Annotated in this window: 12 protein-coding genes and 4 tRNA genes; 15 read left to right on the top strand and 1 reads right to left on the bottom strand. The window is 52.4% G+C overall.

Annotated elements, in window-relative coordinates; all coding sequences use genetic code 11:
* Window positions 1–266: 266 nt before the first annotated feature.
* Both murB and birA read left to right on the top strand, forming a co-directional pair.
* Window positions 267–1,295, top strand: a complete 1,029-nt coding sequence (gene murB / locus F9C28_RS15960; protein ID WP_199016326.1) for a UDP-N-acetylmuramate dehydrogenase — start codon at window positions 267–269, stop codon at window positions 1,293–1,295.
* On the top strand, window positions 1,292–2,251 hold the full coding sequence (gene birA / locus F9C28_RS15955; protein ID WP_199016325.1) for a bifunctional biotin--[acetyl-CoA-carboxylase] ligase/biotin operon repressor BirA: 960 nt from the start codon (window positions 1,292–1,294) through the stop codon (window positions 2,249–2,251). Before murB ends, birA begins: the two co-directional genes overlap by 4 nt.
* Window positions 2,252–2,297: 46 nt before the next feature.
* Here the strand turns inward: birA and coaA are convergent, their stop codons facing one another.
* The gene (coaA, locus tag F9C28_RS15950; protein WP_199016324.1) at window positions 2,298–3,224 is read right to left on the bottom strand and encodes a type I pantothenate kinase; all 927 of its coding nucleotides are present in this window, start codon (window positions 3,222–3,224) and stop codon (window positions 2,298–2,300) included.
* Between the two features lie 516 nt (window positions 3,225–3,740).
* Here coaA and F9C28_RS15945 point away from each other — a divergent pair.
* The 13 genes from F9C28_RS15945 (at window position 3,741) to rpoC (ending at window position 17,884) form a co-directional block, all read left to right on the top strand.
* A tRNA-Thr gene (locus F9C28_RS15945) sits at window positions 3,741–3,816 on the top strand.
* 10 nt (window positions 3,817–3,826) lie between these two features.
* A tRNA-Tyr gene (locus F9C28_RS15940) sits at window positions 3,827–3,911 on the top strand.
* A gap of 118 nt (window positions 3,912–4,029) precedes the next feature.
* Window positions 4,030–4,104 (top strand) — tRNA-Gly (locus F9C28_RS15935).
* 5 nt (window positions 4,105–4,109) lie between these two features.
* Window positions 4,110–4,185: transfer RNA gene (locus F9C28_RS15930), tRNA-Thr, on the top strand.
* 110 nt (window positions 4,186–4,295) lie between these two features.
* Window positions 4,296–5,480: an elongation factor Tu gene (gene tuf, locus F9C28_RS15925; RefSeq protein WP_199016323.1), complete on the top strand. Its 1,185-nt coding sequence runs from the start codon at window positions 4,296–4,298 to the stop codon at window positions 5,478–5,480.
* Between the two features lie 277 nt (window positions 5,481–5,757).
* Window positions 5,758–6,141 (top strand): preprotein translocase subunit SecE, encoded by a 384-nt coding sequence (gene secE / locus F9C28_RS15920; RefSeq protein WP_199016322.1) that lies wholly within the window; start codon window positions 5,758–5,760, stop codon window positions 6,139–6,141.
* Window position 6,142: 1 nt separating this feature from the next.
* The gene (gene nusG / locus F9C28_RS15915) at window positions 6,143–6,688 is read left to right on the top strand and encodes a transcription termination/antitermination protein NusG (protein ID WP_002445280.1); all 546 of its coding nucleotides are present in this window, start codon (window positions 6,143–6,145) and stop codon (window positions 6,686–6,688) included.
* Window positions 6,689–6,848: 160 nt separating this feature from the next.
* Entirely contained in the window at window positions 6,849–7,277 is a 429-nt protein-coding gene (rplK, locus tag F9C28_RS15910) for a 50S ribosomal protein L11 (protein WP_002445279.1), read from the top strand.
* A gap of 4 nt (window positions 7,278–7,281) precedes the next feature.
* Window positions 7,282–7,989 carry a 50S ribosomal protein L1 gene (gene rplA, locus F9C28_RS15905; protein WP_199016321.1) on the top strand — a complete coding sequence of 236 codons (708 nt, stop codon included), beginning with the start codon at window positions 7,282–7,284 and terminating at the stop codon, window positions 7,987–7,989.
* A 312-nt stretch (window positions 7,990–8,301) separates the two neighbouring features.
* Window positions 8,302–8,799, top strand: coding sequence for a 50S ribosomal protein L10 (gene rplJ, locus F9C28_RS15900; RefSeq protein WP_199016320.1), 498 nt, complete (start codon window positions 8,302–8,304; stop codon window positions 8,797–8,799).
* 67 nt (window positions 8,800–8,866) lie between these two features.
* The gene (rplL, locus tag F9C28_RS15895; protein ID WP_199016319.1) at window positions 8,867–9,232 is read left to right on the top strand and encodes a 50S ribosomal protein L7/L12; all 366 of its coding nucleotides are present in this window, start codon (window positions 8,867–8,869) and stop codon (window positions 9,230–9,232) included.
* A gap of 320 nt (window positions 9,233–9,552) precedes the next feature.
* Window positions 9,553–13,581, top strand: coding sequence for a DNA-directed RNA polymerase subunit beta (rpoB, locus tag F9C28_RS15890; protein WP_199016318.1), 4,029 nt, complete (start codon window positions 9,553–9,555; stop codon window positions 13,579–13,581).
* A 76-nt stretch (window positions 13,582–13,657) separates the two neighbouring features.
* A complete protein-coding gene (gene rpoC, locus F9C28_RS15885; protein WP_199016317.1) occupies window positions 13,658–17,884 on the top strand; it encodes a DNA-directed RNA polymerase subunit beta' in 4,227 nt (1,408 codons plus the stop codon).
* The last annotated feature ends 56 nt before the right edge of the window (window positions 17,885–17,940 follow it).

The raw sequence follows: 17,940 nt of genomic DNA, 5'->3' as shown, positions 1-17,940 counted from the left end.
CCGATGGTAGTGTGGGGTCTCCCCATGCGAGAGTAGGGAACTGCCAGGCTTTAATTAAACGGAAAAGCCCTGTCTTGCGACAGGGCTTTTTTGTGTCTGTAATTTATGGCGTTCCGGCAGTTCACCGCATGATGTAACCACGCCAGCCAGACTTCATTACCACCCTCAGATCCCCTTCATATCGCGGGCGCCGCTTTTTACACCCGCACAAGCCAACATCCGGCAGATAAGGTAAACTAGCGGCATATCTGCATCTGGACAACATCATGACTATCTCCCTTAAGCCTTTTACTACCTTTAATATTCAGGCCACCGCACAGCATCTGGTGCAGGCCACCACGGCAGAGCAGCTTGCCGCCGCATGGCAACAGGCCAAAGACCAGGCGCAACCGGTCCTGATCCTCGGGGGAGGAAGCAACGTTTTATTGCTGGACGATTTTGCCGGCACCGTGATCCTTAATCAGATCCAGGGCATTGATATCACTGAAAATGATGAGCACTGGCTGCTTCACGTCGGCGCCGGTGAGAACTGGCATCACCTGGTGTCATTTACCCTTGAGCACAACATGCCCGGGCTGGAAAATCTGGCCTTGATCCCTGGCTGTGCCGGCTCGGCACCGATTCAAAACATTGGCGCCTATGGTATTGAGATCAAGCATGTCTGTGACTATGTGGACTGCATTGAGCTGGCCACAGGTGCGACATTACGCCTTAGCGCCGCTGAGTGTCGCTTTGGTTACCGCGACAGCATCTTCAAACATGATTATCAGGATCGCTACGCCATTACCGCGCTGGGTCTGAAACTACCAAAAGCCTGGCAACCCGTGCTGAGCTATGGCGATCTTACCCGGCTCTCACCGGCAACGGTCACCCCCCGTCAGGTATTCGATGCCGTTTGCCATATGCGTATGACTAAGCTGCCGGATCCAAAGGTGCAGGGTAACGCGGGGAGCTTCTTTAAAAACCCGGTGGTCAGCGCGGCTACCGCCGACACATTACTGGGAATGTATCCGAATGCCCCGCACTACCCACAGCCGGATGGACAGGTAAAACTGGCTGCGGGCTGGCTTATCGACCGCTGTGAACTGAAAGGTTTTCAGGTAGGTGGTGCGGCGGTGCACAGCCAACAAGCTCTGGTACTGGTGAATATTGATAATGCGACCAGCAAGGATGTGGTGCAGCTGGCGCATCAGGTACGCCAGCGGGTAGGGGATAAATTTGGTATCTGGCTGGAGCCGGAAGTTCGCTTTATCGGCTCCCGGGGTGAAGTGAGCGCTGTGGAGACAATTGCATGAGAGATTACAAAATCCCTCTGGCCCTGATCAGCAAACTTGCAGACGGTGAGTTCCACTCAGGTGAGCAACTGGGCGAACATTTGGGGATGAGCCGGGCGGCAATTAACAAACATATTCAAACCCTGCGCGACTGGGGCATTGATGTCTTTACCGTACCGGGGAAAGGCTACAGCCTGCCGACACCTATTCAGTTGCTGAACGACGATTTTATTCGCGGGCAACTTCCCGGTGGCTCTGTCACGGTTCTGCCGGTGATTGACTCGACAAACCAGTACCTGATGGAGCGCCTGGGGTCACTGGAGTCCGGGGATGCCTGCATCGCCGAATATCAAACGGCAGGCCGCGGTCGTCGTGGCCGCCAGTGGTTCTCACCCTTTGGGGCTAACCTCTATCTGTCGATGTACTGGCGCCTGGAGCAGGGGCCAGCCGCCGCGGTGGGATTAAGCCTGGTTATCGGGATTGTGATGGCCGAAGTGCTGCAACAGTTAGGGGCCGAGCACGTCCGGGTTAAATGGCCCAATGATCTCTATCTGCAGGACCGCAAGCTGGCCGGTATCCTGGTTGAGCTGACGGGTAAGACCGGGGATGCGGCACAAATTGTTATCGGGGCCGGGATTAACCTCGCCATGCGACATGTGGCCAGCGATATTGTGAATCAGGGCTGGATCAACCTCCAGGAAGCCGGGGTTGATATTAACCGTAACCAGCTGGCGGTACAGTTGATTACTGCGTTAAGGGCCGCGCTGACGACATTTGAGCAAGTCGGCCTGGCGCCTTTTCTGGGGCGCTGGGAAAAGCTGGACAATTTTATTCACCGGCCGGTTAAACTGATTATTGGTGAAAAAGAGATCCACGGTATATCACGCGGTATTGATCAGCAGGGGGCGTTATTGCTTGAGCAGGAAGGGGTTATTAAACCCTGGATTGGCGGAGAGATATCGCTGCGTAGCGCGTGATGGATAAATATCCGGGGGCCGAAATAAGGCCCCCGCAGACAGCGGATTATTTGCGCAGCCGCACTGACTCAATGGCGTGATTGGTACTTTTACTTAATATCAGGCTCGCCCGCTCGCGGGTTGGCAATATATTTTCGACCAGGTTACGTCCGTTAATCTCTTTCCATAATTGGGTAGCAATTGCCACGGCTTCTTCTTCCGATAGCTTTGCGTAATTATGGAAATAGGAGTCAGGATCGGCAAAGGCGCCTTCCCGGAATTTAAGAAAGCGGTTGATATACCAGGTTTCCAGCAGCGATTCTGGTGCGTCGACATAAATTGAAAAATCAACGAAATCAGAAACAAAGACATGGTGTGGATCATGTGGATAATCCATACCGCTTTGCAGCACATTTAACCCTTCAAGAATCAAAATATCCGGTTGCGATACCGTTTTATCCCCATCAGGAATGACATCATAAATAAGATGGGAATATACCGGTGCGGTGGCAACTGGCGCGCCGGACTTTATATCCGAGACAAATTTGACCAGCCGGTGCATATCATAAGAGAGCGGAAAGCCTTTTTTCTTCATTAAACCGCGCTCTTTCAACACCTCATTAGGATGAAGAAAGCCATCGGTGGTGATCAGTTCAACCCGGCGATGTTCAGGCCAGCGGCTGAGCAGGGCCTGGAGGACACGGGCGGTGGTACTTTTCCCTACCGCCACGCTACCGGCAATACTGATCACATAAGGAATGCGCTGGCCATTAGTCCCAAGGAATTGCTCCAGCACCGCCTGGCGGCGCAAATTGGAACTAATATAGAAATTCAGTAAACGCGAGAGCGGCAAATAGATCTCTGCCACTTCATCCAGCGAAAGGTCTTCGTTGATTCCCTTCAGCCGGGCAATTTCGCCTTCAGTGAGCGTCATCGGTACTGAATCACGCAGTGCAGCCCACTGGCTCCGGTTAAATTGTAGATATGGAGTCATTAACGTTCACTCTCTGTTACCCACAGTAAAGTTGATCGTATCACGTGCTTCAGGTCCCCCTGAGGAAGCGTGAATAGTGTGAACACTCGCTGGCAGGTGTATTACTTAGCTAATTATTGACGATGAGCAGGAGGGTAACACCAGATGGATGGGAATAATAAGAAAAAATGACAGAACGTGATGTTGAGGCGACATCGGATTTTACCGGGGCAGTTATTGTTCAGGTTACTGCGGGTTATATGACCGGTAACGATACTGGCCACTATCGCGCAGGTATAAAGAAGAGAGCGGGGGCTTTTATTGTGCAGGGCATTTCCTGTCTGGCTCAGTGAAATAGACCGCGGCGGGCATAAATTCCCTGATGTTAACGGCTGCACATCGCTAAAAAACAGTCAGTTTTGCTGGTTTTGTAGTCATAAATGTGTAGCATTGTGCAAAATATGAGCATAAGAACAAAATAAGCAATTTTTTTGTTGCATACCGGGCCTGCTGTTCCTAGAATGCGCGCTACTTGATGCCGACTTAGCTCAGTAGGTAGAGCAACTGACTTGTAATCAGTAGGTCACCAGTTCGATTCCGGTAGTCGGCACCATCAAGCTTCGGGTGGGGTTCCCGAGCGGCCAAAGGGAGCAGACTGTAAATCTGCCGTCACAGACTTCGAAGGTTCGAATCCTTCCCCCACCACCAACTTCGGCGACGCAATAGCGTAGCCTGAATCGGATGAGAATATCATTCGGTTCGAATGACAGGAGCCATGCTCTTGTCATTTTTCACAGAAAGAATCGGGTAGCCGAGTTTTCAGGATGCGGGCATCGTATAATGGCTATTACCTCAGCCTTCCAAGCTGATGATGCGGGTTCGATTCCCGCTGCCCGCTCCAGATGTGCTGATATGGCTCAGTTGGTAGAGCGCACCCTTGGTAAGGGTGAGGTCCCCAGTTCGACTCTGGGTATCAGCACCACTTCCTTTCTCCTCCCTTTATCTTCTCTGTAGTAAATTCAGCTAATTCAGGCGTTGGCCTGGTTGATGTGGTGATACCACCGATTTATCCGTGTCTTAGAGGGACAATCGATGTCTAAAGAAAAGTTTGAACGTACAAAACCGCACGTTAACGTCGGTACTATCGGCCACGTTGACCATGGTAAAACGACGCTGACCGCTGCTATTACTACCGTACTGGCTAAAACCTACGGTGGTGCTGCTCGCGCATTCGACCAGATCGATAACGCGCCGGAAGAAAAAGCGCGTGGTATCACCATCAACACTTCTCACGTTGAATACGATACCCCGACCCGCCACTACGCTCACGTAGACTGCCCGGGGCACGCCGACTATGTTAAAAACATGATCACTGGTGCTGCTCAGATGGATGGCGCGATCCTGGTTGTTGCTGCGACTGACGGCCCGATGCCGCAGACCCGTGAACACATCCTGCTGGGTCGCCAGGTAGGCGTTCCGTACATCATCGTGTTCCTGAACAAATGCGACATGGTTGATGACGAAGAGCTGCTGGAACTGGTTGAAATGGAAGTTCGTGAACTTCTGTCTCAGTATGACTTCCCGGGCGACGACACGCCTATCATCCGCGGTTCTGCACTGAAAGCGCTGGAAGGCGATGCAGAGTGGGAAGCTAAAATCATCGAACTGGCTGAAACCCTGGATTCTTACATCCCGGAACCAGAACGTGCTATCGACAAGCCGTTCCTGCTGCCTATCGAAGACGTATTCTCCATCTCCGGCCGTGGTACTGTAGTTACTGGTCGTGTAGAACGCGGCATCATCAAAGTGGGTGACGAAGTAGAAATCGTTGGTATCAAAGATACCGCTAAATCTACCTGTACCGGCGTTGAAATGTTCCGCAAACTGCTGGACGAAGGCCGTGCCGGTGAGAACGTTGGTGTTCTGCTGCGCGGTATCAAACGTGAAGAAATCGAACGTGGCCAGGTTCTGGCTAAACCGGGTTCTATCAACCCGCACACCAAGTTCGAATCTGAAGTGTACATCCTGTCCAAAGACGAAGGCGGCCGTCATACTCCGTTCTTCAAAGGCTACCGTCCGCAGTTCTACTTCCGTACTACTGACGTGACAGGTACCATCGAACTGCCGGAAGGCGTTGAGATGGTAATGCCGGGCGATAACATCAAAATGGTTGTTACCCTGATCCACCCGATCGCAATGGACGACGGTCTGCGTTTCGCAATCCGTGAAGGTGGCCGTACTGTAGGCGCGGGCGTTGTTGCTAAAGTTCTGGGCTAATATAGCCAATAGCATTTGACGCACTGCGTAATAAAAGGGCATCATTTGATGCCCTTTTTGTACGCTCTGGAACCAGAACCTGGCTCATCAGTGATTTTTTTTCATAATCATTGCTGAGACAGGCTCTGAAGAAGGCGTTTATGCTGTAGCATATATGTATCGCAGTCTTCATTGTGCCGCTGGGATCAGGGCAGGGTGAATAGATGCAATACGGTTTGGTTTGCCTCGCCGCTGCGGGGCAAAAGTGTTTGTCTGAATTATTGTGACAGGTTGGTTTATGAGTGCTAATACCGAAGCTCAAGGAAGCGGGCGCGGCCTGGATACGGTCAAGTGGCTGGGCGTAGCTGTGCTGCTGCTTGTCGCGATCGTAGGCAACTACCTCTATCGTGATATAACACTGCCGTTGCGTGCGCTGGCAGTGGTGATTTTAATTGCCGCAGCGGGCGGGATTGCGCTGTTGACGACCAAAGGAAAGGCAACGGTCGCATTTGCCCGTGAAGCGAGAACCGAAGTACGTAAAGTCATTTGGCCAACTCGCCAGGAAGCATTGCACACCACATTAATCGTGGCGGCGGTTACCGCTGTAATGTCCCTGATTCTCTGGGGTCTGGACGGTATCCTGGTCCGCCTGGTTTCTTTTATTACTGGCCTGAGGTTCTGAGATGTCTGAAGCTCCTAAAAAGCGCTGGTACGTCGTTCAGGCGTTTTCCGGTTTTGAAGGACGCGTAGCTACTTCCCTGCGCGAACATATTAAATTACACAACATGGAAGAGCTGTTTGGCGAAGTCATGGTGCCGACCGAAGAAGTGGTCGAAATCCGTGGCGGCCAGCGTCGCAAAAGCGAACGTAAATTCTTCCCGGGCTATGTACTGGTCCAGATGGTGATGAACGATGCCAGCTGGCACCTGGTGCGTAGCGTTCCGCGCGTAATGGGTTTCATTGGTGGTACTTCAGATCGTCCCGCTCCGATCAGTGACAAAGAAGTTGATGCAATCATGAACCGCCTGCAGCAGGTGGGTGACAAGCCGCGTCCGAAAACGCTGTTTGAACCGGGTGAAATGGTTCGCGTTAACGATGGTCCGTTCGCTGACTTTAACGGCGTAGTTGAAGAAGTTGACTACGAGAAAAGCCGCCTGAAAGTCTCTGTTTCTATCTTCGGCCGTTCTACTCCGGTAGAGCTGGACTTCGGACAGGTAGAAAAGGCGTAAGCAGCCGATCAAAAAAGCGGCGATTTAATCGTTGCACAGGGCGCGAGATTGACATACAATTTCGCGCCTTTTGTTTTTATGGGCCATGAGCCCGTAAAACGATTTTTTATACACGGGGAGCCTCTGACGAGGCGCTATTACCCAAACGAGGAAAGTAAAAATGGCTAAGAAAGTACAAGCCTACGTCAAGCTGCAGGTTGCAGCTGGTATGGCAAACCCGAGTCCGCCCGTTGGTCCGGCTCTGGGCCAGCAGGGTGTTAACATCATGGAATTCTGCAAAGCGTTCAACGCTAAGACTGATTCCGTTGAGAAAGGTCTGCCGATTCCGGTTGTTATCACCGTATATTCTGACCGTTCTTTCACTTTCGTTACCAAAACCCCGCCTGCAGCCGTTCTGCTGAAGAAAGCGGCTGGCGTTAAGTCTGGTTCCGGCAAACCGAACAAAGAGAAAGTGGGTAAAGTTACTCGCGCTCAGGTTCAGGAAATTGCGCAGACTAAAGCAGCGGACATGACTGGTGCTGACATTGAAGCGATGACTCGCTCAATCGAAGGTACTGCACGTTCCATGGGCCTGGTAGTGGAGGACTAAGACAATGGCTAAACTGACCAAGCGTATGCGCGTGATCCGTGACAAAGTTGATGCTACCAAACAGTACGACATCAACGAAGCTGTTGCCCTGCTGAAAGAGCTGGCCACTGCTAAATTCGTAGAAAGCGTTGACGTTGCCGTAAACCTCGGCATCGATGCACGTAAATCTGACCAGAACGTACGTGGTGCAACTGTACTGCCGCACGGTACTGGCCGTTCTGTACGTGTCGCCGTATTTACCCAGGGCGCGAACGCTGAAGCTGCTAAAGCTGCAGGCGCTGAACTGGTAGGTATGGAAGATCTGGCTGACCAGATCAAAAAAGGCGAAATGAACTTTGACGTTGTTATCGCTTCCCCGGATGCGATGCGCGTTGTTGGCCAGCTGGGCCAGGTTCTGGGCCCGCGCGGCCTGATGCCGAACCCGAAAGTTGGTACTGTAACCCCGAACGTTGCTGAAGCAGTTAAAAATGCTAAAGCCGGTCAGGTTCGTTATCGTAACGACAAAAACGGCATCATCCACACCACCATCGGTAAAGTTGACTTTGACGCTGACAAACTGAAAGAAAACCTGGAGTCTCTGCTGGTTGCGCTGAAAAAAGCAAAACCGTCTCAGGCTAAAGGCGTGTACATCAAGAAAATCAGCCTGTCCACTACCATGGGCGCTGGTGTTGCAGTAGATCAGGCCGGTCTGAACACCGTGACTGCTGCTTAAGTTTTGCCTTTACGTGGGGGCAAGATTTGTCTAAAATCTTACCCCCATACATTTGTCCGGTTGTCTGCCGGGTAAATCAGTAAGACAGAATTTTCGGTTGGAGCCTGGCCTTATCCAGGCCTCCGTCCAAGACCGCAGGTGTTTCGTCAGAAACTTAATTCCCTGCGTAGACGGTGACAGAACCTGAAGAATATTTTTTAAGTAGACTTTGGCTTGTTTCTGCTCACCGTATGTTAATGCGCTCTCTCATTGTGATTGAGCGTGAAGTGAGTTCCGGGGGCGACCCCGGCTATACCCAGGAGCAAAAAGCTAATGGCTTTAAATCTTCAAGACAAACAAGCAATTGTTGCTGAAGTCAGCGAAGTAGCCAAAGGCGCGCTGTCTGCGGTAGTTGCGGATTCCCGTGGCGTAACCGTAGACAAAATGACCGAACTGCGTAAAGCAGGTCGCGAAGCCGGCGTATACATGCGTGTTGTTCGTAACACCCTGCTGCGCCGTGTTGTTGAAGGTACTCAGTTCGAGTGCCTGAAAGACGCGTTTGTTGGTCCGACCCTGATTGCATACTCTATGGAACACCCGGGCGCTGCTGCTCGTCTGTTCAAAGAGTTCGCGAAAGCGAATGCAAAATTTGAGGTCAAAGCCGCTGCCTTTGAAGGTGAGCTGATCCCGGCATCCCAGATCGATCGCCTGGCAACTCTGCCGACTTACGAAGAAGCACTGGCACGCCTGATGTCGACCATGAAAGAAGCCGCTGCCGGCAAACTGGTTCGTACTCTGGCTGCTGTACGCGACGCGAAAGAAGCTGCTTAATTGCACTTTTTTGCCAAACGTATTGGCTAACGTATAAACTTTATTCTGATTTTCAGGAACAATTTAAATGTCTATCACTAAAGATCAAATCATCGAAGCAGTTGCCGCTATGTCCGTAATGGACGTTGTAGAACTGGTTTCTGCAATGGAAGAAAAATTCGGCGTTTCTGCTGCTGCTGCTGTAGCTGTAGCTGCTGGCCCGGCTGACGCTGCTGAAGAAAAAACTGAATTCGACGTAATTCTGAAAGCTGCTGGCGCTAACAAAGTTGCTGTTATCAAAGCAGTACGTGGCGCAACTGGCCTGGGTCTGAAAGAAGCAAAAGACTTGGTTGAATCTGCTCCGGCCGCTCTGAAAGAAGGCGTGAGCAAAGACGACGCAGAAGCTCTGAAAAAATCTCTGGAAGAAGCTGGCGCTGAAGTTGAAGTTAAATAAGCCAACTTTTCTGGTTGCAGCCTGAGCAATCAGGCTGATGGCTGGTGACTTTTTGGTCACCAGCCTTTTTGCGCTGTAAGGCGCCAGTAGCATTTCACACTGTTTGACTACTGGTGTGCCTTCAATGCTTGTTTCTATCGACGACTTAATATATTGCGACAGTGCCCCTCAGCCCTGTGTAAATCGCGATGAAATGGTTTAAGCGTGATAGCAACAGGCATTGCGGAAAGTCCTTCACTTTCCGGTCAACAAAATAGTGTTGCACAAACTGCCCCTTCGATGGGCAGATGGGTCGACTTGTCAGCGAGCTGAGGAACCCTATGGTTTACTCCTATACCGAGAAAAAACGTATTCGTAAGGATTTTGGTAAACGTCCACAAGTTCTGGATGTGCCTTATCTCCTTTCTATCCAGCTTGACTCGTTTCAGAAGTTTATCGAGCAAGATCCTGAAGGACAGTATGGTCTGGAAGCAGCCTTCCGTTCCGTCTTCCCGATTCAGAGCCACAGCGGTAATTCCGAGCTGCAATATGTCAGCTACCGCCTTGGCGAACCGGTTTTTGACGTTCAGGAATGTCAGATCCGCGGCGTGACTTATTCCGCACCGCTGCGTGTAAAACTGCGTCTGGTGATCTACGAACGTGAAGCGCCGGAAGGCACCGTAAAAGACATCAAAGAACAAGAAGTCTACATGGGCGAAATTCCGCTCATGACCGACAACGGTACCTTCGTTATCAACGGTACCGAGCGTGTTATCGTTTCTCAGCTGCACCGTAGCCCGGGCGTCTTCTTTGACAGCGACAAAGGTAAGACCCACTCTTCCGGTAAAGTGCTGTATAACGCACGTATCATTCCTTACCGCGGCTCCTGGCTGGATTTCGAATTCGATCCGAAAGACAACCTGTTTGTCCGTATTGACCGCCGTCGTAAACTGCCGGCTTCCATCATCCTGCGCGCGCTGGAATTCACCACTGAACAGATCCTTGACCTGTTCTTCGAAAAAGTGGTCTTTGAAATCCGCGACAACAAACTGCAGATGGAACTGGTCCCGGAACGTCTGCGTGGCGAAACCGCCTCTTTCGACATTGAAGCCAACGGCAAAATCTATGTTGAGAAAGGCCGCCGCATCACTGCGCGTCATATCCGTCAGCTGGAAAAAGACGATATCAAGCATATCGAAGTTCCGGTTGAATACATCGCTGGTAAAGTGGCTTCCAAAGACTATGTTGATGAAGCAACTGGCGAGCTGATTTGCGCAGCGAACATGGAGCTGTCTTTGGATCTGCTGGCCAAACTGAGCCAGTCTGGTCACAAGCGTATCGAAACGCTGTTCACCAACGATCTGGACCACGGCCCGTATATTTCTGAAACCTTACGCGTTGACCCGACTAACGACCGTCTGAGTGCACTGGTAGAAATCTACCGTATGATGCGCCCGGGTGAGCCACCAACACGTGAAGCCGCTGAAAGCCTGTTCGAGAACCTGTTCTTCTCCGAAGACCGCTACGATCTGTCCGCGGTAGGTCGCATGAAGTTCAACCGTTCTCTGCTGCGCAACGAGATCGAAGGCTCCGGTATCCTGAGTAAAGAAGACATCATTGATGTCATGAAAAAACTCATCGATATCCGTAACGGTAAAGGCGAAGTGGATGATATTGACCACCTCGGCAACCGTCGTATCCGTTCCGTAGGCGAAATGGCGGAAAACCAGTTCCGCGTTGGCCTGGTACGTGTAGAGCGTGCGGTGAAAGAGCGTCTGTCTCTGGGCGATCTGGATACCCTGATGCCTCAGGACATGATCAACGCCAAGCCTATTTCTGCGGCAGTGAAAGAGTTCTTCGGCTCCAGCCAGCTGTCCCAGTTTATGGACCAGAACAACCCGCTGTCTGAGATCACGCACAAACGTCGTATCTCTGCATTGGGCCCAGGCGGTCTGACCCGTGAACGTGCGGGCTTTGAAGTGCGAGACGTACACCCGACCCACTACGGCCGCGTGTGCCCAATCGAAACCCCTGAAGGTCCGAACATCGGTCTGATCAACTCCCTGTCCGTGTACGCACGTACTAACGAATACGGTTTCCTCGAAACCCCGTATCGTCTGGTGCGCGACGGTGTGGTGACCGATGAGATTCATTACCTGTCTGCTATCGAAGAAGGTAACTACGTCATCGCTCAGGCGAACTCCAACCTGGATGAAGAAGGCCACTTCGAAGAAGATCTGGTGACCTGCCGTAACAAAGGCGAATCCAGCTTGTTCAGCCGCGACCAGGTTGACTACATGGACGTATCCACCCAGCAGGTGGTATCCGTCGGTGCGTCCCTGATCCCGTTCCTGGAACACGATGACGCCAACCGTGCATTGATGGGTGCGAACATGCAACGTCAGGCGGTTCCGACTCTGCGCTCTGATAAGCCGCTGGTTGGTACCGGTATGGAACGTGCGGTAGCGGTTGACTCCGGCGTAACCGCCGTTGCCAAACGTGGCGGTACTATCCAGTACGTGGATGCTTCCCGTATCGTTATCAAAGTTAACGAAGACGAGATGTACCCGGGCGAAGCAGGTATCGACATTTATAACCTGACCAAGTACACCCGTTCTAACCAGAACACCTGTATCAACCAGACCCCTTGTGTGTCTCTGGGCGAGCCGGTTGATCGTGGTGATGTGCTGGCAGATGGTCCGTCTACTGACCTCGGTGAGCTGGCGCTCGGCCAGAACATGCGCGTGGCATTCATGCCGTGGAACGGTTACAACTTCGAAGACTCCATCCTCGTATCCGAGCGTATTGTCCAGGAAGACCGTTTCACCACCATCCATATCCAGGAACTGGCGTGTGTGTCCCGTGACACCAAACTGGGGCCTGAAGAGATAACTGCCGATATCCCGAACGTGGGTGAAGCAGCACTCTCCAAACTGGATGAGTCCGGTATCGTGTATATCGGTGCTGAAGTCCGCGGTGGCGACATTCTGGTTGGTAAAGTAACGCCGAAAGGCGAAACCCAGCTGACCCCAGAAGAGAAACTGCTGCGTGCCATCTTCGGTGAGAAAGCGTCTGACGTTAAAGACTCTTCTCTGCGCGTGCCAAACAGTGTTTCCGGTACGGTTATCGACGTTCAGGTCTTCACCCGCGATGGCGTGGAAAAAGACAAACGTGCGCTGGAAATCGAAGAAATGCAGCTCAAACAGGCGAAGAAAGATTTGTCTGAAGAGCTGTCTATCCTCGAAGCGGGTCTGTTCAGCCGTATCCGTGCGGTACTGATCTCCGGTGGTGTTGAAGCTGACAAGCTCGACAAACTGCCGCGCGATCGCTGGCTGGAACTGGGCCTGACCGACGAAGAGAAACAAAATCAGCTGGAACAGCTGGCTGAGCAGTACGACGAACTGAAACACGAGTTCGAGAAAAAACTCGAAGCGAAACGCCGCAAAATCACTCAGGGCGATGATCTGGCACCGGGCGTGCTGAAAATCGTTAAAGTTTATCTGGCTGTGAAACGTCACATCCAGCCTGGTGACAAAATGGCAGGTCGTCACGGTAACAAGGGTGTTGTTTCTAAGATCAACCCGATCGAAGACATGCCTTACGATGAAAACGGCACGCCGGTAGACATCGTACTGAACCCGCTGGGCGTACCGTCTCGTATGAATATCGGTCAGATCCTGGAAACCCACCTGGGTATGGCTGCCAAAGGCATCGGCGATAAGATCAACGCCATGCTGAAACAGCAGCAGGAAGTGGCCAAACTGCGTGAATTCATCCAGCGCGCTTACGATCTGGGTGCAGATGTTCGTCAGAAAGTTGACCTGAACACCTTCACTGATGATGAAGTGCTGCGTCTGGCTGAAAACCTGCGTAAAGGTATGCCGATTGCAACGCCGGTATTCGACGGTGCAAAAGAAGCGGAAATTAAAGAGCTGCTGAAACTGGGTGACCTGCCGACTTCCGGCCAGATCACGCTGTTTGACGGCCGTACCGGTGAACAGTTTGAGCGTCAGGTAACCGTCGGTTACATGTACATGCTGAAACTGAACCACCTGGTCGACGACAAAATGCATGCTCGTTCTACCGGTTCTTACAGCCTGGTTACTCAGCAGCCGCTGGGTGGTAAGGCACAGTTCGGTGGCCAGCGCTTCGGGGAGATGGAAGTGTGGGCGCTGGAAGCATACGGCGCCGCCTATACCCTGCAGGAAATGCTCACCGTTAAGTCTGATGACGTGAACGGCCGTACTAAGATGTATAAAAACATCGTAGACGGTAATCACCAGATGGAACCGGGCATGCCGGAATCCTTCAACGTACTGTTGAAAGAGATCCGTTCGCTGGGTATCAACATCGAACTGGAAGACGAGTAATACTCGCTCAAACAGGTTCAGGGTGCCGGGGTAAAACCCGGCACTTGAGAGTGCTAACTCCGACGGGAGCAAATCCGTGAAAGACTTATTAAAGTTTCTGAAAGCGCAAACTAAAACCGAAGAGTTTGATGCGATCAAAATTGCTCTGGCTTCGCCAGACATGATCCGTTCATGGTCTTTCGGTGAAGTTAAAAAGCCGGAAACCATCAACTACCGTACGTTCAAACCTGAGCGTGACGGTCTGTTCTGCGCCCGTATCTTTGGGCCAGTGAAAGACTACGAGTGCCTGTGCGGTAAGTACAAGCGCCTGAAACACCGCGGTGTTATCTGTGAGAAGTGCGGCGTTGAAGTGACCCAGACCAAAGTACGTCGTGAACGTATGGGCCACATCGAGCTGGCGTCTCCGACTGCGCACATCTGGTTCCTGAAATCTCTGCCGTCCCGTATCGGCCTGCTGCTGGATATGCCGCTGCGCGATATCGAACGCGTACTGTACTTCGAATCTTATGTTGTTATCGAAGGCGGGATGACCAACCTGGAACGCCGTCAGATCCTGACGGAAGAACAGTATCTGGACGCGCTGGAAGAGTTCGGTGACGAATTCGACGCGAAGATGGGTGCTGAAGCTATCCAGGCGCTGCTGAAGAACATGGATCTGGAGCAGGAATGCGAAACCCTGCGCGAAGAGTTGAACGAAACCAACTCTGAAACCAAACGCAAAAAGCTGACCAAACGCATCAAGCTGCTGGAAGCTTTCGTACAGTCTGGTAATAAACCAGAGTGGATGATCCTGACCGTTCTGCCGGTACTGCCGCCAGATCTGCGTCCGTTGGTTCCGCTGGACGGTGGCCGTTTTGCGACGTCTGACCTGAACGATCTGTATCGTCGCGTCATTAACCGTAACAACCGTCTGAAACGTCTGCTGGATCTGGCGGCTCCTGATATCATCGTACGCAACGAAAAACGTATGCTGCAGGAAGCGGTAGATGCCCTGCTGGATAACGGCCGTCGCGGTCGTGCCATCACCGGCTCTAACAAACGTCCTCTGAAATCTTTGGCCGACATAATCAAAGGTAAACAGGGTCGTTTCCGTCAGAACCTGCTGGGTAAACGTGTTGACTACTCCGGTCGTTCTGTTATCACCGTAGGTCCATACCTGCGTCTGCATCAGTGCGGTCTGCCGAAGAAAATGGCACTGGAACTGTTCAAACCGTTCATCTATGGCAAGCTGGAACTGCGTGGCCTCGCGACCACCATCAAAGCCGCCAAGAAAATGGTAGAGCGCGAAGAAGCCGTGGTTTGGGATATCCTGGATGAAGTTATCCGCGAACACCCGGTCATGCTGAACCGTGCGCCGACCCTGCACCGTCTGGGTATTCAGGCATTTGAACCGATCCTTATCGAAGGTAAAGCAATGCAGCTGCACCCGCTGGTGTGTGCGGCATACAACGCCGACTTCGATGGTGACCAGATGGCAATCCACGTACCGCTGACCCTGGAAGCCCAGCTGGAAGCGCGTGCGCTGATGATGTCTACCAACAACATCCTGTCCCCGGCAAACGGTGATCCAATCATCGTTCCGTCTCAGGACGTGGTGTTGGGTCTGTACTACATGACCCGTGACCGTATCAACGCCAAAGGCGAAGGTATGGTGCTGACTGGCCCGAAAGAAGCGGAACGTCTGTACCGCTCCGGTCTGGCTGAGCTGCACGCTCGCGTTAAAGTACGTATCACCGAGTTCGAAAAAGACGAACAGGGTAACTTTGTGGCGGTAACGTCAATCAAAGACACCACTGTTGGTCGTGCGATCCTGTGGATGATCGTGCCGAAAGGCCTGCCGTACACCATCGTGAACCAGGCACTGGGTAAAAAAGCGATCTCCAAAATGCTGAACGCTTGCTACCGTACTCTGGGCCTGAAACCGACCGTTATCTTCGCTGACCAGATCATGTATACCGGCTTTGCCTATGCAGCCCGTTCTGGTTCTTCCGTTGGTATCGATGACATGGTTATCCCGGCGAAAAAAGCCGAGATCGTTGCTGAAGCCGAAGCCGAAGTTGCTGAGATTCAGGAACAGTTCCAGTCTGGTCTGGTTACCGCTGGCGAACGCTACAACAAAGTTATCGATATCTGGGCCGCGGCCAACGACCGTGTTTCCAAAGCGATGATGGAAAACCTGCAAACCGAAACGGTCATTAACCGTCACGGTGAAGAAGAGCAGCAGGTGTCGTTTAACAGCATCTACATGATGGCCGACTCCGGCGCGCGTGGCTCCCCGGCACAGATTCGTCAGCTGGCCGGTATGCGTGGTCTGATGGCGAAGCCAGATGGCTCCATCATCGAAACGCCAATCACTGCGAACTTCCGTGAAGGTCTGAACGTACTCCAGTACTTCATCTCCACCCACGGTGCGCGTAAAGGTCTGGCGGATACCGCGCTGAAAACCGCGAACTCCGGTTACCTGACGCGTCGTCTGGTTGACGTGGCACAGGATCTGGTTGTTACCGAAGATGACTGCGGCACATTCGAAGGCATCACTATGACGCCGGTTATCGAAGGTGGCGACGTTAAAGAACCACTGCGCGATCGCGTACTGGGTCGTGTAACGGCTGAAGACGTACTGAAACCGGGCACCGCAGATATTCTGGTTCCGCGTAACACCTTGCTGCACGAGCAGCAGTGTGACCTGCTGGAAGAGAACTCTGTTGACTCCGTCAAAGTGCGTTCTGTTGTATCCTGTGACACTGACTTCGGTGTGTGTGCGCACTGCTACGGTCGTGACCTGGCCCGCGGCCACCTGGTGAACAAAGGTGAAGCGATCGGTGTTATCGCGGCACAGTCCATCGGTGAACCGGGTACTCAGCTGACCATGCGTACGTTCCACATCGGTGGTGCGGCATCACGTGCGGCTGCTGAATCCAGCATTCAGGTGAAAAACAAGGGTAGCATCAAGCTGTCTAACGCCAAGTCTGTTGTTAACTCCAGCGGTAAACTGGTTATTACTTCCCGTAATACCGAGCTGAAGCTGATCGACGAATTTGGCCGTACTAAAGAAAGCTATAAAGTCCCTTACGGTTCCGTACTGTCTAAAGGTGATGGCGAACAGGTTGCCGGCGGTGAAACCGTTGCCAACTGGGATCCGCACACCATGCCGGTAATCACCGAGGTGGCAGGTTTCGTTCGCTTTACTGACATGATAGATGGCCAGACCATCACCCGTCAGACTGATGAACTGACCGGTCTGTCTTCTCTGGTGGTTCTGGATTCTGCAGAACGTACCGGTGGTGGTAAAGATCTGCGTCCGGCACTGAAAATTGTTGATGCCAACGGCGACGACGTAATGATTCCGGGCTCTGATATGCCGGCGCAATACTTCCTGCCTGGTAAAGCGATTGTTCAGCTGGAAGATGGCGTTAAGATCAGTTCTGGTGACACCCTGGCGCGTATTCCGCAGGAATCCGGCGGTACCAAGGATATCACCGGTGGTCTGCCGCGCGTTGCGGACCTGTTCGAAGCCCGCCGTCCGAAAGAGCCGGCAATCCTGGCTGAAATCAGCGGTATCATCTCCTTCGGTAAAGAAACCAAAGGCAAACGTCGTCTGGTTATCACGCCGGTTGACGGTAGCGATCCTTACGAAGAGATGATTCCGAAATGGCGTCAGCTGAACGTGTTCGAAGGTGAACGCGTTGAACGTGGTGACGTGGTTTCTGATGGTCCGGAAGCACCGCATGACATCCTGCGTCTGCGCGGCGTTCACGCGGTAACCCGTTACATCGTGAACGAAGTACAGGACGTTTACCGTCTGCAGGGCGTTAAGATCAACGATAAACACATTGAAGTTATCGTTCGTCAGATGCTGCGTAAAGCCACCATTGCCAGCGCCGGTAGCTCCGACTTCCTGGAAGGTGAACAGGTTGAATACTCTCGCGTCAAGATCGCTAACCGCGAACTGGAAGAGAACGGCAAAGTGGCGGCAACCTATGCTCGCGACCTGCTGGGTATCACCAAAGCCTCTCTGGCAACTGAGTCCTTCATCTCTGCGGCATCGTTCCAGGAAACAACTCGTGTCCTGACCGAAGCAGCCGTTGCGGGTAAACGCGACGAACTGCGTGGCCTGAAAGAGAACGTTATTGTGGGTCGTCTGATCCCGGCCGGTACCGGTTACGCGTACCACCAGGATCGTGCACGTCGCCGCGCAGCGGGTGAAACCCCTGTTGCACCGCAGGTTAGCGCAGAAGAGGCTTCTGCCAACCTGGCAGAACTGCTGAACGCAGGTCTGGGTGGCAATAACAACAACGATTAATCGTTGGCACCATAATGAAAAACCCGCTTCGGCGGGTTTTTTTATATCTGCAATTC

This window comes from Shimwellia pseudoproteus, assembly GCF_016415625.1.
Lineage (GTDB): Bacteria > Pseudomonadota > Gammaproteobacteria > Enterobacterales > Enterobacteriaceae > Shimwellia > Shimwellia pseudoproteus.
This window is presented reverse-complemented; position numbering and strand designations above follow the sequence as displayed.